Origin of the sequence: Streptomyces sp. BBFR2 (assembly GCF_044497305.1) — a bacterium.
Lineage (GTDB): Bacteria > Actinomycetota > Actinomycetes > Streptomycetales > Streptomycetaceae > Streptomyces.
In genome coordinates this window covers 2,461,403-2,481,430 of the sequence record NZ_CP172415.1, presented here as the reverse complement: position 1 = coordinate 2,481,430, position 20,028 = coordinate 2,461,403, and the positions used below count along the sequence as shown (strand labels likewise).

General features: G+C 74.5%; 18 protein-coding genes. 13 read left to right on the top strand and 5 right to left on the bottom strand.

All coding sequences use genetic code 11. The annotated features are described in order from the left end of the window. Nucleotides 1–84 precede the first annotated feature (84 nt). Together purN and purH are read left to right on the top strand one after the other, a co-directional pair. On the top strand, nucleotides 85–741 hold the full coding sequence (gene purN / locus ACGH2B_RS09390) for a phosphoribosylglycinamide formyltransferase (protein WP_399086944.1): 657 nt from the start codon (nucleotides 85–87) through the stop codon (nucleotides 739–741). Continuing rightward, nucleotides 738–2,312, top strand: coding sequence for a bifunctional phosphoribosylaminoimidazolecarboxamide formyltransferase/IMP cyclohydrolase (gene purH / locus ACGH2B_RS09385; RefSeq protein ID WP_399086942.1), 1,575 nt, complete (start codon nucleotides 738–740; stop codon nucleotides 2,310–2,312). The genes purN and purH overlap by 4 nt, the downstream gene beginning before the upstream one ends. A 605-nt stretch (nucleotides 2,313–2,917) precedes the next feature. Here purH and ACGH2B_RS09380 read toward each other — a convergent pair. Next, complete coding sequence (locus tag ACGH2B_RS09380; protein WP_399086940.1) at nucleotides 2,918–3,478, bottom strand: hypothetical protein; 561 nt, start codon at nucleotides 3,476–3,478, stop codon at nucleotides 2,918–2,920. A gap of 131 nt (nucleotides 3,479–3,609) precedes the next feature. Then, entirely contained in the window at nucleotides 3,610–4,329 is a 720-nt protein-coding gene (locus tag ACGH2B_RS09375) for an RDD family protein (protein ID WP_399086938.1), read from the bottom strand. A 265-nt stretch (nucleotides 4,330–4,594) separates the two neighbouring features. On the opposite strand from ACGH2B_RS09375, the gene ACGH2B_RS09370 reads away from it, so the two are divergent. The 8 genes from ACGH2B_RS09370 to ACGH2B_RS09335 all read left to right on the top strand — a co-directional run bounded on the left by ACGH2B_RS09370 (nucleotide 4,595) and on the right by ACGH2B_RS09335 (nucleotide 14,456). Beyond that, nucleotides 4,595–5,449 carry a bifunctional methylenetetrahydrofolate dehydrogenase/methenyltetrahydrofolate cyclohydrolase gene (locus tag ACGH2B_RS09370; RefSeq protein ID WP_399086936.1) on the top strand — a complete coding sequence of 285 codons (855 nt, stop codon included), beginning with the start codon at nucleotides 4,595–4,597 and terminating at the stop codon, nucleotides 5,447–5,449. 59 nt (nucleotides 5,450–5,508) lie between these two features. Next, nucleotides 5,509–5,937: a DUF3017 domain-containing protein gene (locus ACGH2B_RS09365; protein WP_399086934.1), complete on the top strand. Its 429-nt coding sequence runs from the start codon at nucleotides 5,509–5,511 to the stop codon at nucleotides 5,935–5,937. Between the two features lie 508 nt (nucleotides 5,938–6,445). Continuing rightward, nucleotides 6,446–7,243, top strand: coding sequence for a peptidoglycan-binding protein (locus tag ACGH2B_RS09360; protein ID WP_399086932.1), 798 nt, complete (start codon nucleotides 6,446–6,448; stop codon nucleotides 7,241–7,243). An 892-nt stretch (nucleotides 7,244–8,135) separates the two neighbouring features. Further along, nucleotides 8,136–9,044: a DUF2690 domain-containing protein gene (locus tag ACGH2B_RS09355; protein ID WP_399086930.1), complete on the top strand. Its 909-nt coding sequence runs from the start codon at nucleotides 8,136–8,138 to the stop codon at nucleotides 9,042–9,044. A 994-nt stretch (nucleotides 9,045–10,038) separates the two neighbouring features. Beyond that, a complete protein-coding gene (locus ACGH2B_RS09350) occupies nucleotides 10,039–11,028 on the top strand; it encodes a malate dehydrogenase (RefSeq protein WP_399086928.1) in 990 nt (329 codons plus the stop codon). Nucleotides 11,029–11,270: 242 nt separating this feature from the next. After that, nucleotides 11,271–13,091 carry a hypothetical protein gene (locus ACGH2B_RS09345; RefSeq protein WP_399086926.1) on the top strand — a complete coding sequence of 607 codons (1,821 nt, stop codon included), beginning with the start codon at nucleotides 11,271–11,273 and terminating at the stop codon, nucleotides 13,089–13,091. Continuing rightward, nucleotides 13,078–13,449, top strand: a complete 372-nt coding sequence (locus ACGH2B_RS09340) for a hypothetical protein (protein WP_399086924.1) — start codon at nucleotides 13,078–13,080, stop codon at nucleotides 13,447–13,449. Before ACGH2B_RS09345 ends, ACGH2B_RS09340 begins: the two co-directional genes overlap by 14 nt. Next, nucleotides 13,446–14,456, top strand: a complete 1,011-nt coding sequence (locus ACGH2B_RS09335; RefSeq protein WP_399086922.1) for a hypothetical protein — start codon at nucleotides 13,446–13,448, stop codon at nucleotides 14,454–14,456. The genes ACGH2B_RS09340 and ACGH2B_RS09335 overlap by 4 nt, the downstream gene beginning before the upstream one ends. Nucleotides 14,457–14,761: 305 nt before the next feature. Here ACGH2B_RS09335 and ACGH2B_RS09330 read toward each other — a convergent pair whose 3' ends face one another. Further along, on the bottom strand, nucleotides 14,762–14,971 hold the full coding sequence (locus ACGH2B_RS09330) for a DUF5988 family protein (protein ID WP_399086920.1): 210 nt from the start codon (nucleotides 14,969–14,971) through the stop codon (nucleotides 14,762–14,764). Nucleotides 14,972–15,153: 182 nt separating this feature from the next. On the opposite strand from ACGH2B_RS09330, the gene ACGH2B_RS09325 reads away from it, so the two are divergent. After that, the gene (locus ACGH2B_RS09325) at nucleotides 15,154–16,164 is read left to right on the top strand and encodes a DUF5954 family protein (RefSeq protein ID WP_399086918.1); all 1,011 of its coding nucleotides are present in this window, start codon (nucleotides 15,154–15,156) and stop codon (nucleotides 16,162–16,164) included. A gap of 108 nt (nucleotides 16,165–16,272) precedes the next feature. Then, the gene (locus ACGH2B_RS09320) at nucleotides 16,273–16,611 is read left to right on the top strand and encodes a hypothetical protein (RefSeq protein WP_399086916.1); all 339 of its coding nucleotides are present in this window, start codon (nucleotides 16,273–16,275) and stop codon (nucleotides 16,609–16,611) included. 27 nt (nucleotides 16,612–16,638) lie between these two features. Here the strand turns inward: ACGH2B_RS09320 and ACGH2B_RS09315 are convergent, their stop codons facing one another. Both ACGH2B_RS09315 and ACGH2B_RS09310 read right to left on the bottom strand, forming a co-directional pair. Next, complete coding sequence (locus tag ACGH2B_RS09315) at nucleotides 16,639–17,250, bottom strand: Uma2 family endonuclease (protein WP_399086914.1); 612 nt, start codon at nucleotides 17,248–17,250, stop codon at nucleotides 16,639–16,641. Nucleotides 17,251–17,396: 146 nt separating this feature from the next. After that, nucleotides 17,397–18,227, bottom strand: coding sequence for a hypothetical protein (locus ACGH2B_RS09310; RefSeq protein ID WP_399086912.1), 831 nt, complete (start codon nucleotides 18,225–18,227; stop codon nucleotides 17,397–17,399). A gap of 201 nt (nucleotides 18,228–18,428) precedes the next feature. Between ACGH2B_RS09310 and ACGH2B_RS09305 the strand changes: the two genes are divergently transcribed. Continuing rightward, entirely contained in the window at nucleotides 18,429–19,931 is a 1,503-nt protein-coding gene (locus tag ACGH2B_RS09305) for an aldehyde dehydrogenase family protein (RefSeq protein ID WP_399086910.1), read from the top strand. Nucleotides 19,932–20,028 lie beyond the last annotated feature (97 nt).

Genomic DNA, 20,028 nt, shown 5'->3' with positions numbered 1-20,028 from the left:
CCGTCGGGCGGCGGGTGCGGGCACCGGCCCGCAGCACCCACGCCCACCGCACCGCAGCAGCACCACGCGAGAGAGACCCGCACCGTGGATCCCCTTCTCCCCCCGCGCCGTCCGGACGCCGAGGCGTCCCCGGTCCGGCTCGTCGTCCTCGTCTCCGGATCCGGCACCAATCTCCAGGCGCTGCTGGACGCCATCGACGAGGCGGGGCCCGCCGCGTACGGCGCGCGGATCGTCGCCGTCGGCGCCGACCGTGACGCCATCGCCGGTCTGGAGCGCGCCGAACGCGCCGGGCTGCCGACCTTCGTCTGCCAGGTCCGCGACCACGCCTCGCGCGCCGCGTGGGACGCCGCGCTCACCGAAGCGACCGCCGCCCACGCGCCGGACCTCATCGTCTCCGCCGGATTCATGAAGATCCTCGGGCCGCAGTTCCTGGCCCGTTTCGGCGGCCGGGTGATCAACACCCACCCCGCCCTGCTGCCCAGTTTTCCCGGGGCCCACGGCGTCCGCGACGCGCTCGCGTACGGCGCCAAGGTCACCGGGTGCACCGTCCACTTCGTCGACGAAGGCGTCGACACCGGGCCGATCATCGCGCAGGGCGTGGTGGAGGTCCGTAACGAGGACGACGAAGCCGCGCTGCACGAGCGCATCAAGGAAGTCGAGCGCACTCTGCTCGTCGAGGTCGTGGGGCGTCTGGCCCGTCACGGCTATCGCATTGAGGGACGAAAGGTACGTATCTCGTGACCGCCACCGCCGAAGACAGCAAGCGGCCGATCCGCCGCGCTCTGGTCAGCGTCTACGACAAGTCCGGTCTGGAGGAGCTGGCGCAGGGGCTGCACGCGGCCGGTGTCCAACTGGTGTCGACCGGCTCGACCGCCGGGAAGATCGCCGCCGCCGGTGTGCCGGTCACCAAGGTCGAGGAGCTGACCGGCTTCCCCGAGTGCCTGGACGGCCGGGTCAAGACCCTGCACCCCAAGGTCCACGCGGGCATCCTCGCCGACCTGCGGCTGACCGAGCACCAGAAGCAGCTCGCCGACCTCGGCGTCGAGCCCTTCGACCTGGTGATCGTCAACCTCTACCCGTTCCGGGAGACCGTCGCCTCCGGCGCCACCCCCGACGAGTGCGTCGAGCAGATCGACATCGGCGGCCCCTCCATGGTCCGCGCCGCCGCCAAGAACCACCCGTCGGTCGCCGTCGTCGTCAACCCCGCCCGCTACGGCGAGGTCCTCGACGCGGTCGGCCGGGGCGGCTTCGACCTCACCGCCCGCAAGCGGCTCGCCGCCGAGGCGTTCGGGCACACCGCCGCCTACGACGTGGCCGTCGCCTCCTGGTTCGCCGCCGACTACGCCGCCGTCGACGACTCCGGCTTCCCCGACTTCCTCGGCTCCGCCCTGGAGCGCAAGAACGTCCTGCGCTACGGCGAGAACCCGCACCAGGGCGCCGCGCTCTACCTCGACCCGGCCGCGCCGGGCAGCCTCGCCGACGCCGAGCAGTTGCACGGCAAGGAGATGTCGTACAACAACTTCACCGACACGGACGCCGCGCGCCGTGCCGCGTACGACCACGACGAGCCGTGCGTGGCGATCATCAAGCACGCCAACCCCTGCGGTATCGCGATCGGTGACGACGTCGCCGAGGCGCACCGCAAGGCCCACGCGTGCGACCCGCTCTCCGCGTACGGCGGTGTCATCGCCGTCAACCGTCCGGTCAGCAAGGCGATGGCCGAGCAGGTCGCGGAGATCTTCACCGAGGTCATCGTGGCGCCCGGCTACGAGGACGGCGCGCTGGAGGCGCTGACCGGCAAGAAGAACATCCGGGTGCTGCGGGTGCCCGGCGCCCCGGCGGCGCCCGTCGAGGTCAAGCCGATCGACGGCGGCGCGCTCCTTCAGGTCACCGACCGTCTCCAGGCCGACGGCGACTCCCCGGCCAACTGGACGCTCGCCGCGGGCGAGGCGCTCTCCGACGCCGAACTGGCCGAGCTGGCCTTCGCCTGGCGCGCCGGCCGCGCGGTGAAGTCCAACGCGATCCTGCTCGCCAAGGACGGCGCCACCGTCGGCGTCGGCATGGGCCAGGTCAACCGCGTCGACTCCGCCAAGCTCGCCGTCCAGCGCGCGGGCGAGGAGCGGGCGCGCGGCGCGTACGCCTCCTCCGACGCGTTCTTCCCCTTCCCCGACGGCTTCGAGGTGCTGGCCGAGGCGGGCGTCAAGGCCGTGGCGCAGCCCGGCGGTTCGATCCGCGACGACCAGGTCGTCGAGGCCGCCGAGAAGGCCGGCGTGACGATGTACTTCACCGGAACCCGGCACTTCTTCCACTGAGCCGCCGCCCCCTACCGGGCATACCGACGGGCCGTGCGTCGTCCTCTGTGACGGCGTGCGGTCCGTCGGCGCGCACGCGGGCTTCACACCCAGCGCGGCCTCGGCCCATGGGCCCGCGTCGGACCACCCCCGCGCACGCGGGCTTCACCCTCCCCGACCTGCGGCGCTACCCCGCCCCATGGTGCTCGGTGAGCAAACTTGATGAAGTGGGCCGAGGCGCCTTCGCGCGGACGGGACGGGAACGCTCCCGCAGCCGCCCCGCCCACCGCAATCCGCCGAACCACCCCCACTCCACACCGAGTTCTGCTGAAATCGCAGCTCGGGAAGGAAGGGCGTGCCCCGCGTCAGCAGGGATGCCCCCGTGGCGACCCCGTGGTGTGTCGCGGATTTCGGTTGCGCCCCGCGTGCGCGGGGATGATCCCGTGATCGCGTCGTTTCCGGTCTCGATCTGTGTCCCGCGTGTGAGGGGGCGGGACGGGCAAAGGCGCCGGGGCCTTCGTCGGACGGGGCGGGCTCCGCCACCGTCCCGTCCGGCGGAGGCGCCCGGAACGGCCGCAGGCCCCCTCGCGCGGTGCGGAGGGGGCCTGCGGACGGGCGGTACGGGGTCAGTACCGCGGGCGGTTGAACCACGCCTTGCCGTCCTCCTTCGAGGTGAAGGCGATGATCATGATGCCCATCACGGTGTGGACCAGACCGAACGGGAAGACGCAGAAGCTGACCACCAGGGTCGCCGCGCCGAAGACGGCGGCGCCGACGCGGACGCCGTTGCCGCCGTTCGCGAACTGCAGCGCCAGCGCGACGGCCAGCACCGTGAAGATCGCGATGATCACGATCAGGAAGATCAGCAGGCCCTTGCCGACGGCGGTCGTGTCACGGCTCTCCCCCATGGCGGTGCGCGCCGCCTTGCTGACCGCGCCGAGTCCGGCCACCGCCAGGCACAGACCGATGAGGTTCAGCCCGGCGAGCACGAACAGCAGCACCCGGGCGGCCTTCACCCCGCCGGGCATACCGGTGAGCGGCTGCTGCGGTATGCCGCCCGGAGGTGTCCCGGGCGGCATACCGCCACCCGGGAAGGGCCCGTAAGGGCCGGGCTGCTGGGCGGGGTAGCCGTATCCCGGCTGGGGCGCGGGCGGCTGGCTGTAGGGGTTCTGGTTCGGATAGCTCACGAGCGGTGTCCTTCAGGCGGGGTGGCCGGATGAGCGGGGACGGTGGCCGGGTCCTCATGGCGCCGCGAAGGCCCCCGGCCGCGGTGCGGCGAGGGCCTTCGTGAGACGCGGGGAGCCGGCCCCGCACCGGCTCACTGGGTCTTGACGACGACCGAGCTGACGATCTTGTCGGCGAAGGTCTGGGACTTCTCGTCCCACAGCGGCCACAGGTAGCCCAGGCTGCAGAGCATGCTGTCCACGGCGTGGCAGATCTTCCGGAGGAAGGCCATACCGAAGCCGAGCGGCTGACCGGTCGCCTCGCTGACGAGCTTGATGTGCAGCGCCTTCTTGCCGGGCGTCTGGCCGGTGCTGCCTTCCTTGGCGATCAGGAAGATGCCGCCGCAGAGGCCGGCCAGACCCGCCAGGATGATCAGCAGGATCGCGAAGATCGGCATACCGGCGGAGGCGGAGTGGGAGACGTCGTTGACGCACTGGAGGTCGCCCGGCGCACAGCTGTTGAGGTCCGACTGGACCGAGCTGGCCGACGAGGCGGCGACGATGAGCGCGATGACGTAGAGGACCATCGGCACGACACCGACGATCAGACCGTCGATCAGGTACGCGCCGACGCGGGCGCCCCAGCTCGCGTAGCCGGTCGGCATACCGGGCATGCCGGCCTGCTGCGGGTAGCCGTAGCCCTGCTGCGGGACCTGCTGCTGCGGGTAGCCGTAGGGCTGCTGCTGGGGAGCGGCGGGCTGCTGCTGCGGGTAGCCGTAACCGGGCTGGCCCTGCGGCGGGACCGGCGGCTGCTGGCCGTACGGGGCCTGCTGCGGCTGCTGGCCGTACGGGTTGTTCGGGTCGCCGAAGCTCATGTGGTGTTTTCCTCCGTTGGGTCAGTGGGGGACGACGCGGCGCGACTTCGGAGGAATACAGGTTGTTTCACTTGGCTTGCCCCCGATGATGCCTGCGGCACTGGCGGGCAATCCTTCTAGTTGTCGATGAACGTTGTCCAGTCGCGGTGGGAAGGTGTTGTGCAAGTGCAATGATCAACTTCCGTTTTCTCGGCATTGAGCAGCGAGGATGCCGAGCGGCGGGCCCGATTGGTACGCGGCCGCCTCCATCCGGGAGGATGGGGGTATGAGCGCCCAGATTCTCGATGGCAAGGCCACCGCCGCCGCGATCAAGTCCGAACTGACCGAGCGGGTGGAAGCGCTGAAGGCCAAGGGTGTCCAGCCCGGTCTCGGCACCGTCCTGGTCGGCGACGACCCCGGCAGCCGCTGGTACGTCAACGGCAAGCACCGCGACTGCGCCCAGGTCGGCATCGCCTCCCTCCAGCGTGAGCTGCCCGCGAGCGCCACCCAGGAGGACATCGAGGCGGTCGTCCGTGAGCTGAACGACAACCCCGAGTGCACCGGCTACATCGTCCAACTCCCGCTCCCCAAGGGCATCGACACCAACCGCGTCCTCGCGCTGATGGACCCGGCCAAGGACGCCGACGGCCTGCACCCGATGAGCCTGGGCAAGCTCGTCCTCGGCGAGACCGGCCCGCTGCCCTGCACCCCGTACGGCATCGTGGAGCTGCTGCGCCGCCACGGCGTGCAGATCGACGGCGCGCACGTCGTCGTGGTCGGCCGGGGCATCACCATCGGGCGCCCGATGCCGCTGGTGCTGACCCGCAAGTCGGAGAACGCCACGGTCACGCAGTGCCACACCGGCACCCGCGACCTGTCCGCGCACCTCAAGCAGGCGGACATCATCGTCGCCGCCGCCGGTGTGCCGCACCTCGTCAAGCCCGAGGACGTCAAGCCGGGTGCGGCCGTCCTCGACGTCGGCGTCAGCCGGGACGAGAACGGCAAGATCGTCGGCGATGTGCACCCCGGCGTCGCCGAGGTCGCCGGCTGGGTCGCCCCCAACCCGGGCGGCGTCGGCCCGATGACCCGCGCCCAGCTCCTGGTCAACGTCGTCGAGGCGGCCGAGCGCGCGGCAGGCTGAGCGACCCCCACGATCCAGGACGACGGACGGCACGAATGAACACGGAGGGACAGGCGGCCATGGGCGACGCAGCGCACCCGGACGGCGCGTCCGGGCCCCGGCGCCTGACGCGCCGCTTCCCGCAGCTCACGAGGGACACCGCACGCCCGCAGGGCGGCGGCCGGGCCGCACCGGGCGACCACGCGGCACCGGTCCGCCAGTGGCCGCTGCTCTCGGTCATGGGCGGGGTCGGCCTCGGGCTGCTGCTCGTCGCGGTCGATGTGTTCCGGATCGGCTCGATCGTGATCGGCCTGGCCCTGCTGGGCGGCGCCGCGCTGCGCTGGGCGCTGCCCTCGGTCGGCATGCTGGCCGTCCGCTCCCGCTTCACGGACATGCTGACGTACGGCGTGCTGGGCTTCGTGATCGTGATCCTGGCGCTGATGGTGCAGCCGAAGCCGTGGCTGCACCTGCCGTTCCTGGACGATCTGGTGCATCTCACGGTCCGGTAGCCGGGCCGTTCCTGACGGCGGGCCGCCCTTTCCTCCGGGGAGGGCGGCCCGCCGTTTTCCGTGCGGACGGGGCCGGGCCCGCGGCTCGGCGGTGGTCCGTCGGGGCGGGCGGGCCGCCGTTCCCGGTGCCGCCGGTCCGGCCGGATCGTGCAGGGGGCTTCTCGTTCAGGGAGGTTTCCTGAAGCCTGTCCGGCGCTGTCCGTGCCCGCCGGTGACGGGGTCGGGCCCGTCCATCAGTCCGTACGTCCCGGCCGGCGGCCCCGGGGCGGGCGTTGTCTCGGGTGCGGTGCCTCGCCGACCTGACGGGACGGTGCGGACGGGGCGCGCCGGGCGGCGGGCGCGGGGTCCGGGGGAGGGAGCGCGGAGCGCGGGCGCGGGGGACCTGTACGCGCCGGGAAGGCCCTCACCGCCCCCGTTTCCGCCGCTCACCGGTGGCCGGAACCTTGGTATCTGTAGGCAGATCGAGGCGCCTCCTTGCCGGGAGACACCGCATGCCTATGGGGTGAACATGGCACGTTGGCAGGAACTGCCCGTCCCTCCGGACCACCGGGTGCGACACCTCGCGGTACGGATGCGGACGCTGAAGCGCCGCAGCGGGCTGAGCCTCACCACGCTCGCGGCCCGGACCCCGTACGGACGGGCGTCCTGGGAGCGTTACCTCAACGCCGAGGAACTGCCGCCGCGCGACGCCGTCGAGGCGCTGGCGCGGCTCTGCGCGGCCGATCCGGTGCGGCTGCTGGCGCTGTGGCGGTCGGCCGCCGAGGCGTGGGAGGAGCGGCGCGCGCGGCCGGCCGCCCGGCGCGCGGCGGTGCCGGAGCGCCCCGTGCTCCCGGCCCAACTGCCCCGCCCCGGGGCTCCGCGGCCGCTCGACGGCGGTGAGGACGCGGGTGAGGACGGCGGCGCCCGGACCAAGGTGGTCGGGGTGCTGGGCGGCGTGATGCTGGCGACCTTCGTCGCCGGGCTGCTGGCGGGCCGTCCCTGGCTGGGCCCGGAGCCGGTCGACGCGGCGCAGGGCGTGTTCACCGTCCGCCGCGGCCAGGAACGCGGCTGTGTGCTGACCCGCAGCGGCGGCTTCCTGTACGCCGGGCACAGCCGCACCGAGGTCCGGCTGCTGGGCACCGGCAGCACCGGCTGGGCTGTCGTCGAGGCCCAGTGCCTGCTGCGCCACCACGGCCTCGACCCGGGCGTCGCCGACGGCGTGTACGGCGTACGGACCGAGCGCGCGGTCCGCGCGTTCCAGAAGGCGGCGCGACTGGCCCGGGACGGCATCGTCGGCCCCGACACCTGGGGGGCGTTGCGGCGATGAACGACAGGGCGTACGGGGGCTGGGCGGGGCGGTGCCGGGACGGGTTCCTTCCCGGGCGGGCGGGGCGCCCGCCGGGTGCGGGCGGTGGACCGGCGCGGGTGGATCACGTCCTCCCCACGCGCGGCCGGCCGGCGCCGGCCCGTCCCTCTCCCGGGCGCGGTGGAGCGGGGCGTCGTGTGACGCGGCGCCCGAGGACGGCGTACCGGTGGGAGGCGCCTGCGGCGCGCCGTCCGCCGGTGCGTCCGAAGAGGGGGCCGGCGCCGCGTCCGGTGCGGCATCGGCCCCCTCGGCGGGGCCGGGGTCGGGCCCGGCCCCGGGGCCCGGCCGTGGAGGGCGGCCGGGTCCGAGGGGGAGGCGTGGCGCCTCCCCCGCACCGGGGCCCGGGGCGGCTCGGCCCGGGCCCCGGTGCCGACGGGGCGAAGTGCCTGGTCCCGGCAGGGCCTTGGCGCCACGCGGCGATGGGGCCCCGTACCGGGGGCGGCACCCGAAGTCACGCGGCCCAAGGGCGAGTTGCGAATCGCCCCGGGGCGGGGTCTGGAGCGGCGCGGCGGCGGAGCGCCCCCCGCATCCGGAGAGCCGCGGTTCATGACGGGCCTGAAGTGGCTGGTCAGGGGCGGTGCTACGAGGCGCCCCGTGCCGGGAGCCGCGGGGCTCGGGCCAGGACCCTCCGGCCGGCGTCCGCACCCCGTGGGCGCACGGACGGCTTCCCGGGGGGATTTCCGTACGGGAGCCGCGCGTGTGGTGACCGTGAGCGCCGGGGGCGTGCGCGGGTGCCGGGGGCGCCTGGTTCGATGGGGCGGGGGATCTGTGGAACGGCCGGTGCCGGTGGGCGGCCCGGGGACGGACGGCGACCGTACGGCGCGATGTACGCGTACGGGGGAGAGGGGAAGGCATGCCGCGCTGGCGGGCACTTCCGGCGGAACTGGAGCCGGAGATAAGGGAGTTCGTCCGGCAGTTGCGCGGCGTCGTGGACCGCGGCGGGCTCAGCGTGTCCGACGTCGCCGAGCGGACCGGCACGCCCCGCGCCGACTGGGTGCGCTACCTCGACGGCCGGCAGCCACCGCCGCGCACCGCGCTCGACGGGCTCGCCCGGGCGGCCGGAGTCCCCGCCGAGCACCTAGCCGCCATGGGGGAGGACGCCGAAGCGGCCTGGCGCCGCCGGGCCGAGCGGGGTGACGGCCCGTCGGGAACGCCGGGGAAGCCCGGGAGCCCGGGGGAGTCCGGGGCATGGGGGACGCCCGCGGCGTCCCGGGGCGGTGCGCGGGGCGGCCGGCGCCGCCGGGTCGTGCCGGTGGCGGGCGCGGGCGGCGCGCTGCTGCTGGTGGCCGCCGCCGTACTGCTGGTCCGGCCCGGCAGCAGCGACGCGGTACCCCGGACCCCCGCCGCCACGGCGACGGCGGAGCGGAGCGCCCGCCCCCTCCCGCCCCCGGGCGTACGGTGCACGGCCGACGGCTGCCTGGGGCGCGACCCGGAGGCGTCCGGCTGCGCGGCGAAGGCGGTCACCACCGCCCGGGGCACGGCCGGCGGCGTACTGATCGAGGTGCGCTACAACGCGGACTGCCGGGCCGCCTGGGCATGGATGGTGGGCGCCGACCCCGGCAGCCAGGTCAGCGTCAGCGCCCACGGCCACAGCGCCCGCGCCGCGGCGGGCCGCTCCGGCGGCGCCACCACCCCCATGGTCACCGTGCCCGGCGCCCCCGGCACCGCCACCGCCTGCGGCACCACCGCCCACGGCGCCCAAGGGTGCGCCCAACCACTCGCCACACCGGTACCGGTGGCGGCGCCGGGCGCCGGATCGTAGGAGACCGACGGCCCGGCGCGCGGCGGCCCGGCGCGCGCCCCTGGGCCCGCCCCGTACGGGCCGCCCTCACCGCCCGTCCGGCCCGGCGCCCGACGCCCGCCCCGGCACCGGGCCCCGCCTCGCAAAGCCCCGGGCAACAAGGGCGAACGAGGACATCGGCCAGGAACCCGGCCCCGCCCGGCCCTACTTCACCCCGCGCATCCGCTCCCACCTCTTGAGGGGCGCCGAGCAGAGCGCTCCGGGGAACGCGCCCACGGCTTCCCCGGCGCCCGGGCCCGCCCCGTGAGGAAGAACCCGGTCCTCGCCCAGCACATCCCGGCCGACCCGCGCGCTCCTGGCATCGCCTCAGGAACCCGCGCCCCCGGGACGATTCCCCAGGTGCCGGCGGTGCGCGGTCGTGTGCCGGGGCGCGGACGGCCTCCGGTGAACTGGCCGGTAATGACCGGAGGGGCCGGTGTGGCCCGTGTCGTGGGGCATGCCGCCGTCCATCCCGGGCAGGCGGACATCAACCCCCCACGGGTGTGCACAACCCGGCGGCCGCCCGCGCCCCTCCATCAGCGGGCGGCCGCCGCGTCGTGCGGACGGGGCCCCGGGCGCCGGCGCGCGGACCGGACGGCACGGACCGGAAGGACCGGACCGGCACGGGCCGCGCGGACCCCCACGGCACCGGGCCCGCCCCGTACGGGCCGGCCCCCCACCGGCCCGTACGGCGCACCCGCCGGGGAGACGCGGTCACTCCCACGGGGGACAGGCGCGAGGGCGCGCGCCGGTGGCCCGCCGCGCCCGTCCGGGCGCCCGGGAGGGCGCCGGTGAGCCGCGCCACACCGGCCCGGCGCCGGGGGCGGGACGGGGTCCGATAGCCTGACGGACAGGTCTCTCGATACCAAGAGACTCGTCGAGAGTCATCGATGAGACCTCGAAAACGGGCAGACACCCACCGCCACCCAAGGTGGACCGGGGCTTGCCCCCGGAACACATCGCGCAGGAGATCGCCATGACCCGCACTCCCGTCAATGTCACCGTCACCGGCGCCGCCGGCCAGATCGGTTACGCCCTCCTCTTCCGCATCGCCTCCGGTCACCTGCTCGGCGCGGACGTGCCGGTCAAGCTGCGCCTGCTGGAGATCCCCCAGGGCCTGAAGGCCGCCGAGGGCACCGCCATGGAGCTGGACGACTGTGCCTTCCCGCTGCTCCAGGGCATCGACATCTCGGACGACCCGAACGTCGCCTTCGACGGCGCCAACGTCGCCCTCCTCGTCGGCGCCCGCCCCCGTACCAAGGGCATGGAGCGCGGCGACCTGCTGGAGGCCAACGGCGGCATCTTCAAGCCGCAGGGCAAGGCCATCAACGACCACGCCGCGGACGACATCAAGGTCCTCGTCGTCGGCAACCCGGCCAACACCAACGCCCTCATCGCCCAGGCCGCCGCGCCGGACGTGCCGCGTGAGCGCTTCACCGCGATGACCCGCCTGGACCACAACCGTGCGCTCTCGCAGCTCTCGAAGAAGACCGGCACCCCGGTCTCCGAGATCCGCAAGCTCACGATCTGGGGCAACCACTCCGCCACCCAGTACCCCGACATCTTCCACGCCGAGGTGGCCGGCAAGAACGCCGCCGAGGCCGTGAACGACCAGGCGTGGCTGGCCGACGAGTTCATCCCGACCGTCGCCAAGCGCGGCGCGGCGATCATCGACGCCCGTGGCGCGTCCTCCGCCGCCTCCGCGGCCAACGCCGCCATCGACCACGTCCACACCTGGGTCAACGGCACCGCCGCCGGCGACTGGACCTCCATGGGCATCCCCTCGGACGGCTCCTACGGCGTCCCCGAGGGCCTCATCTCGTCGTTCCCCGTCACCACCAAGGACGGCGCGTACGAGATCGTCCAGGGCCTGGAGATCAACGACTTCTCCCGCGAGCGCATCGACGCCTCCGTCAAGGAGCTGGCGGAGGAGCGCGACGCCGTCCGCGGTCTCGGCCTGCTCTGATCCGCGCCGCCGGGCCGCCGCCCCGACCGGGGACGACGGCACCGGCGCGGACACCCGGCGCACGGCCACGGGCCCGCGCGGTCCCCAACGGATCGCGCGGGCCCGGCCGTTGCCCCGCCCGCCCGCCGAACGCGCTGGCCCGAAGCGGTCGGCTCGCCTATGCTGCCGCTCCGTAGAACGCGCGGCAAAGGGGCCGGCAGAGCCCGTATCACGGCTCCGGCACGCGCCTTGGGGGAAGAGCGGTGAGTCAGACGAACGTGCCTGCCCAGCCCGGCGACCACGACAACCACACCTCCTTCGGCAAGGGCCCGGCCGCGCCTCCGCCGCCCGCGGCGCCGCCGTCCGCCGCCGTGCCGCCCGCCGCCAGCGAGGCCACCCGCCTGCTGTGCGCCGGCACCTACCTGGACGACACCTTCCGTGACGCCGTCATCGACGAGCTGTACGTCCACGAGGAGCGGTTCGCCGCTCCGTCCCTGGGCATCGACGCGGCCCGCGTCCTCGCCCACGCCCTGCGCGCCCGCCGCCTCCAACTGGGCTGGGCCGCCGCCCTCCTGGGCCTGTGGCTCCTCTCCGTCCCGATCTCGTTCGGCCTGAGCGGGCTCTACGTCTGGCCGGTACTGCTGCTGGGCCTGGGCCGGTTCGTCCGGCGGCTGCCGCTGCCGTTCTGGCTGGCGGCGGGCGGCGCCTTCCTGCTCCGCTGGTACGGACGGATCACGGCGGCGATGATCGTGGTGTTCCTGGCGGCCGGAGCGTTCGGCTCCACCGCGTCGATGCTGGACTGGCTCGTCCCGGGCGTCTCCGACGACGGGTACTCGACCTACGCGGGCGACGGCGCCGACGCCACCGGCTGGGCCGGCTCCGGCGGACTCGACGGCGGTTCCTCGTCCGGTCCGGGCGTGGTGCAGATGTGGACGGCGCTGATGCTGCCCGTCGCCACCGCCGTCCTCGTCGCCCTCCAGCGCCGCCGCGTCGCCCGCGTCCTGCGGGAGGAACTCTCCCGCACCCGCTTCCCCGACCTGCGCCGCGACCCGGCCGAGGCGCACACCGGCGCCCGCTTCCAGCGGCTGCGCGACCGTATCCGTACCGAACAGCACAGCCGGCTCGCGATGTACCGGCCGGGCGAGCCGTTCCGCGGCGCCGGGGAGGCGTACGGCACCTGGTCGCTCTCGGTGGAGCTGCGGCCCCGGACGGACACCGAGGTCCGGCCGCTGGACAACGCCGCGTTCCTGGAGCGCATCGTCCCGCTGGTGCAGGCGCTGCGGGTGCCCTCGGCGCACCGTTCGCCGCGGGCGCGCTCCGCGGTCCGCGACCGGCTGCGGGAGCTGGAGACCGACGAGTGCGTCTTCCTCCCGGCCGACGGCCTCCCCTCGCGCGCCGCCGCCCCGTACGCCCCGCAGGAGCTGGCCCGGCACCTCGCCGACGCCGTGGAGGAAGGCGGCGAGACCCGGCGGCACTTCCTGCGTATCCGGGTCGGCGGCTGGCACGAGGGCGTGGTGACGACGCTCTTCGTACGGGTCCACACCCAGGGCGGCATGCTGATGCTGGAGGTCGCGCCGCATGTGCTGTGGCCGCTTCGGCAGGACTTCCAGGACGCCGACCGCTTCGCCCACCAGGAGGCCCACCTCCACCCCGTCGTGCAGGGCCTGCGGGCGCTGACCGGGACGTCGCGGGCGTGCGCGCACGCGGCCACCGGCGTCGCGCGGTGGCTGCGCTCCGCCTGGCGGCTCGCCATCGGCGGCCACGGGACCGCGCTGCCCGAGGGCCCCGGCCTCGCGGTGCGGGAGCTGGGCTCGTACGGCGACGCCTCGCTCTTCCAGGGCATGGACGCGGCCCGGTACCTCAAGACCGTGCAGCAGCGGGTCGCCGCAGGGGTGACCACCGCGCTGCACGAGGCCGGGTACGTCACCGAGGAGTTCGAACGGCGCGTGATCAACGTCGCCGAGGGCGGCGTCTACGTCGAGTCCGCCCAGGGCGCGGTGGCCATCGGCGACCACAACACCGTCACCCACAACGACCGGCGCACCGGCGCGCCCGGAGAAGGGGCCACCCGTGGCAACAACTGACGACCAGGGCAACGGCATCCACATCGGCACGGTGAACGGTGCCCTCGCCATCGGCAACCACAACACCGTCACCCAGAACACCGGCGCGGGCCCGGCCACCGACCCGGCGCACGAGGAGTTGCTGCGCGCCGTCCGCGCACTCCGCGAGGACCTCGCCCGCGCGGTCACCACCCCGCAGACCGAGGCGCTGGGCGGGGAACTGGCGGACACCGAGACGGAGATCGCGACGCGGGGCGCGGCGGGCCCCCGGCGCCTGGAGCGGCTGCGGACCGCGCTCACCGACGCCGGGTCCGTCGTCGGACTGCTCTCCTCCGGTACGGCCGTCGTCGAGGCCGTCGCCGCGCTGGTGGGCGGATGACCGCACACGGCGGTGGCCCCGCCCGTTGGAACAGCGACACCCAGCGGTGGGAGGACGGCGCCCCGCCGCCCGCCCCGTACACGGGCCCGCCGCCCCGCCCGGCCTGGACCCCGCCGCCCGCGGCCCCGTCCGCGCCACCGGCGGGCGGGGGGACGGAGAGCGGCGCGGGCGCATCCGGTGCCGGTGCCGCGTCCGCGCCGGACGAGGCCGCTCCGGCCGCCGCGCCCGGATCCCCGCCGCCGTCCGGAGCGGAGCCGGCGGCGGCCCCCGCGCCGTACCCCGGCCAGGCCGCGCTGGACGCGTTGCCGGGGAGCATGACGTGGGACGAGCGGCCGACGGTCGCCGGGCGCCGCTCCCCGCGCCGTACCGCCGCGCTCGTGGCGGGTGCCGCGGTCGCCGTCATCGGACTGGGCTTCGGCGGCGGCTGGCTGCTGTGGGGCAGCGGCGCGGCACCCGATCCGAAACCGGCGCCCTCGCCCACCGCCGCGGCGAACGGCGGGACGTCGTACCCGGAGCTGCCCACCGAACCGACGGAGCCGACGCCGACCGGCACCGGCCTCCCCGAGGGCTTCCACCTCGTCCACAACACCGACAAGGACTTCACCCTCGCCGTACCGGAGGGCTGGCAGCACAGCTCCCGTACGGACGGTGAGTTCTACACCTCGCCCGACGAGCGCGGTCTGGTGCAGGTCTTCGAGATCAGCGATCCGGACGAGACGCCCCGCCACTCCCTGGAGACCGCCTCGGAGAGCCTGGCGGGCAACCCCGGTTACACGGAGATCGAGCGCGGCGCGTTCGGTGACGGCGCGCCCTCCTCGGACGCCGCCAAGCTGGTCTACGCCTACGACAGCGCGCAGTTGGGCGAGCGTGTCCAGGTGGTGGACTGCGCCTTCAGCACCCCCGACGGCCGCCAGTTCGCGGTCCTGGTCCGCGGTCCCGTCACCGACTGGCCCCAACAGGAATCCACCCTGCGCGCGGCGCTCAACGCGTTCGTTCCGCATGCGTGAGGAGGGCGGGGAGGACGCGGGGCTGACGGCCCCTGACGGGGCGCGGTCCTGACGCCGGGCCAGGGCGGGCGGCCGTCCGGGTCTCCTGGCGGGCGGGCCGGGGCGCGGGCCGGCGCCCCGGGGCCTGGCCGGCCGTCAGGCGCTCCGGCCCGGCCCCGCCGCCGGCCTCCCGCCGCCTGCCGCCCGCCGTCCGGGCCCCGGCCCGTCACCGGGCGCCCCGGACCCTGGGCGCCCCGCCACTCACCCGGCGGGGCGCGCCCCGCACACGCCAGCAGTACAGGCCCGCACCCCGGCAGCGCAGGCACTCAGCCCGGCAGTTCCGTCCGTTCCCACCACTCGTAGACCGGCAGCCGGCCCTCCGCCGTCTCCTCGTGGCGGCCGGTGGCGCGGAAGTGTTCGTAGCCGTTGCGCCAGGCGATCTTGATCTCCGGTCCCGGTGGCTCGATCGGCACGATCCGCTCCGGGAAGTCGGCGGGTCCGCCGCTCAGCACTGCTTTCGTCTCGGTGTCAGCCATGCCCGGATTGTCGTCCGCCGCCCGCCGTCGCCGGGCGGCACCACGCCGACGCGGTACGCGCCGGGGCGGCGACGGGCGCACGGACGGCGGACGCTTTCCGGCCGGGCCCCGGCGCCACCCCCACAGGTGGTTTGTCCGCCGACCCGACGCCCTGCGGGCGGGCCGCTGCCCACACTGCGGACATGACGGAACACGGTGAGGAAGTGCCCGCGTACCGCACCATCAGGGTCACCGCCCAGGACGGCCCGGTGGCGGAGCTGTCCGAGGAGGAGGCATGGCGGGCGCGGGAGCGCTACCCGGAGCTTCTGGGGACGGGCGGCCCGGTCTTCGGCGCCGCGCGGGAGCGGGAGCAGGGCGGCTGGGAGGTGCGGTGCTTCGGCGGCAGCGGCCCGCAGACCGCCCGGGACGCCCTGGCCGCGGAGTTCCGGCGCCGGGCCCGCCGCTCCGCCCGTACCGCGCACGCCCCCGCGTTCCTGGCGGCCGCCGCCCGGCTGGAGCGCGAGCGGCCCGACGACCTGACCGTCCTGGGGGAGCGCTACCGCGTCGTGCGCTGCGAGGAGTTCGTCCGGATGGGCCCCGACGGACCGGAGCCGCCGCGCCCCTCGGACCCGGACCCGGCGCGGTACGGCGATGCCTGCCACCCGGGCCGGACACAAGGGTTCGTCATCGATCCGGCGGCCGGTACGGGCATGTCGGACGGCGTCCTCAAACTCGATCTGCTGCAGTTCGTCCGGGCGGCGGGCTCGGCGCCGCCGGACGTCGAGCGGGACGAGCGGCGGGCGGCCGTCAGCCACCCGGGCGGGGTGCTGCTCCCCGCGGCGTTCATGGTCGCCGAACGCACCGGCGGCGAATGGCAGGCCCACACCGCGTCCTGCGACACCCCGCAGGACGCCCGCGACGCGCTCACGATGTGGCTGCGCGTCCTCGCCCCCGTCACCCTCAAACTCGCCGGTGCGGAGCGGGAGGCGTACGAGCGGGCCGGTGACCGGCTGGCCCGGCGCCCCGGCAACGACATCCGCGTCGAGGGGCACCCGGGCCGCTGCTTCAAGGTCGTACGCGTCGAGCGGCTGGTCCGGATCGGCCCGGACGGACCGGAGGGCCCGCGCCCCTCCGACCCGGACCCGGACACTCCGTCCGCGGAACGCGCCCGGCGGCACGAGGGCGCCCCGGAACGCGGCCAGGGCCATGGCTGAGGTGTGCGGGATTCTCAACTGATGTGTTTCACAGGGGAGTTGGATTCCCCGGGCGCGCGGCATGACGGCCGGGCGGTCCGCTCCGCGGCTCCCGCATAGGGTGTGGGAATGAACACGCCCACCACACCGCCGTCCGGCGGCGCCGACGCGGACGCCCGGATCGCGGCCCTGGAGGAGAACCACCGGCGCATGGCCGCCGAGATCGAGCGGCTGGAGGACGAGGTCCAGCGGTTGCGCCGTCCCGGCCTCGGGTTCATCGCCCGGGTCGGCGTCGGCCTGATCGTGCTGGTGATGGCCGTACAGATCGCCATCCCGATGACGCTCGCCCTGGCCTCGGCGGCCTTCGGCCGTGCCGCCCCGGCGGTCGTCGGCCTGACCCTGACCGCCCTGATCGTCGCGGGCCTCCTCACCTACACGGTGCGCCGGGGCCGGGCCGAGCGGGCCTGAGGGCGGGCGCGCCTCCGGGCCGGCCGGTCAGTCGCGGGGGAAGTCCTCGGTGGTGAGCGTGATGCCGACGACCGTGCCGGTCAGATCGACGGGCTCGCCGTACGCGAGGGTGAGATCGCTCTTGTAGTCGCCGCCCTCCGGGTGGGTGAAGACCCGGCAGCGGGCGGTGTACGGGTCGGCGATCAGATACACCGGCACCTCGGCCTGCGCGTAGGCGGTCTTCTTGGGGCCGTAGTCGTTCATGCCGGTGCCCTTCGAGATGACCTCGGCGACGAACTCGATGTCCTGGTGGCGCCAGCGCCCGTGGGCGTCCTTCTCGGCGTCGGCGGCGAACTTCGCGACGTCCGGGGCGAAGCCGTTGGCCTGCCCCGGGAAGTCGATGCGGACATCGGAGAGGATGACGGCACCCATGCCGTGGCGGTCCTCCAGCGCCCGTACGATCCTGCGGATGGTCTGCCAGTGCGCGTCCCGCTGCGGCGACATGAAGACGTTCCCCTCGACGATCTCGGCCTTGTAACCCTCGGGGACTGGCATCTTCTCCAGGCGCTCGAACAGGTCGTCCAAGCTGAGGTCGCCGTTCTCGGGCATGTCGATCCTGTCGGTCTCGATTACGTCGGTCCGTACGAGGCTGATGGTCATCGTGCCGCTCCTCCCCGCTGCCGCGCGGCGCGGGCAGCCGCACGGTCCAACGATACGCGCGGGGAGGCGTTACGTGCGTACGTGCGAAAACCGTTCCTCTTTGCGTACGGGGGACGGGAGTTGGCGGCGCTGCCCGTTCCGGCCCCTCAGGTCTCCTGGGACGGCGGTTTCGCGCCCGGGAGTTGGTCCTCGACCTCGGAGATGTCGAGGCTCTGGGCGGGGGTCGGGGTCTTGGACGAGACGTGCGCGCCGTAGTCGCTGAGGAGGATGGTCGCGGTCTGGTGGTCGACCTCGGCGGTCATGCGGCGGGGGACGTGTTTGCCGTCGATGGCGACGTAGAGGGTCTGGCTGGCGTTGCCGCGGGTTTTGAGGATGGGCAGGACGCGGGTGCCCTCCTGGACGGTCGGTTTGCCCTTGCGCAGGGTGAGCTTCGGCTCGGGGGAGGAGCCGGGCGGGGGCGGGGTGGGGGATTCGGAGCTGCCGGAGCCGGCGGTCTGTTTCTGGAAGGCGGCCAGGTCGCAGGCGGCGGCGATGCTCGCGGGGAGCGGATCGTCGGTGGTGCCGTGCAGGTAGCGGCCCTTGACGCGGGCGATGACGGAGGCGGCGGCGTCCGCGGAGAGCTGGCCCTTCCAGAACGCGTCGTCCGGCTTGAGCCAGATCTCCCGGCCGTGCTTGATCAGCTCGACCTTGCCGTAGCGGCCCTTGCTGATGGCGCCGGTGCAGTCGCCGGAGCGGTTCATCGTGAGGTCGAGGCGGGTGGCGTCGACGCTGGTGCTGGTGCGCAGCCGCAGTGAGGTCGCGGCGAGGAGTTCCTTGCGGGCCAGCTCCGAGATCTGTTCGGCGGACTTCCCGGCCAGATCGCCCTCGTCCCCGGAGTCGCCCGCCCGGGCGGGCGCGGACCCCGCGAATCCGCCGAGGAGGGCTGCGCCGCAGGTCAGGGCGGTGAGGGTGGTCGCGGTTCGGCGTCTGCTGCTCATCCGTGGGCACCTCCGCACCGAAAGGGGCGTACGCGGGGACGTACGGCTATTCAGGGTACGTATGAGGACATTCGGCCGCACATTGAGTGACTCGGGCCACTTTCGACGAATGGTTGGGCATAGCTGTAGAGGTTTCGGGGAGGGGTCCCCGTTGCTGGTGTGAACCAGTGGAACAAATCGGTAACGGAAGGCAGAACAGACGTGTCGGCAAGCGAGACCATTCACGTAGACGGGGTGTGGCGCGCCGCCGCATCCGGCGCCACGCGGGAGGTCCTCGATCCCGCCGACGCCACGGTCATCCAGTTGGTGGCCGAGGGCGATGCGGAGGACACCGACGCCGCGGTGGCCGCGGCCCGCCGCGCCTTCGACGACGGCGCCTGGCCCACCACCCCGGTCGCCGAGCGCGCCGCGCTGCTGCGCCGCGTCGCCGACCTGCTCCAGCGCGACCGCGAGGAGATCGCGCTCATCGAGAGCCGCGACACCGGCAAGACGCTGGAGGAGGGCCGGGTCGACGTCGACGACGTCACCAGCGCTTTCCGCTACTTCGCCGACACCGTCATGAACGAGAGCGGCGGCCGTGTCGTCGACGCCGGCTCCGCCGATGTGCACAGCGTCGTCGTCCACGAGCCGGTCGGCGTCTGCGCGCTGATCACACCGTGGAACTACCCGCTGCTCCAGGTCAGCTGGAAGGTCGCCCCGGCGCTCGCCGCGGGCAACACCTTCGTCGTCAAGCCCAGCGAGGTCACCCCGCTGTCGACGGTGTACCTGGTGAAGCTGCTGGTCGAGGCCGGTCTGCCGGACGGTGTCGCCAACATCGTCACCGGCGCCGGGGTGCCGGTCGGCCAGCGGCTGGCCGACCACCCGGACGTCGATCTCTTCTCCTTCACCGGCGGCCTGGTCAGCGGCACCAAGGCGGGTGCCGCCGCGGTCTCGGGCGCCAAGAAGATCGCCCTGGAGCTGGGCGGCAAGAACCCCAACGTGGTCTTCGCCGACGCCTGCGCCACCGAGGAGGGCTTCGACACCGCCGTCGACCAGGCGCTGAACGCCGCGTTCATCCACAGCGGCCAGGTCTGCTCGGCCGGTGCCCGCCTGATCATCGAGGAGTCCGTCAAGGACCGCTTCGTCACCGAGCTGGCCCGCCGCGCCGAGAAGATCAAGCTCGGCCGCGGCACCGAGGACGGTGTGGAGTGCGGCCCGCTCGTCTCCCAGCAGCAGCTCGACAAGGTCGAGGCGTACGTCGCCTCCGCGCTCGCCGAGGGCGCGAAGCTGCGCGCCGGCGGCTCGCGCCCCGAGCCCAGCGACATCCGCCCGGCGAGCGGCTACTTCTACTCCCCGACCGTCCTCGACGGCTGCCACCGGGAGATGAAGGTGGTCCGTGAGGAGACCTTCGGGCCGATCCTCAGCGTCGAGACCTTCACCACCGAGGACGAGGCCGTCGCCCTCGCCAACGACACCGAGTACGGCCTGGCCGGCGCGGTCTTCTCCGGCGACTCCGCCCGCGCCCGCCGCGTCGCCGCCCGGCTGCGCCACGGCACCGTGTGGATCAACGACTACCACCCCTACCTCCCGCAGGCGGAGTGGGGCGGCTTCGGCAAGTCCGGCATCGGCCGCGAGCTGGGCCCGTCCGGTCTGGACGAGTACCGCGAGGCCAAGCACATCTACGAAAACCTCCGGCCCGAGCCGGTCCGCTGGTTCGGCGGCTGACCTCGCCGCACGGCGGGCGGCGCCCCTGACCGCCGCCCGCCGTGCCGGGGCCCCGCGCCCCGGCCGCCCGGGGCCGCCCCCGCCCCGCGGCGCCGCC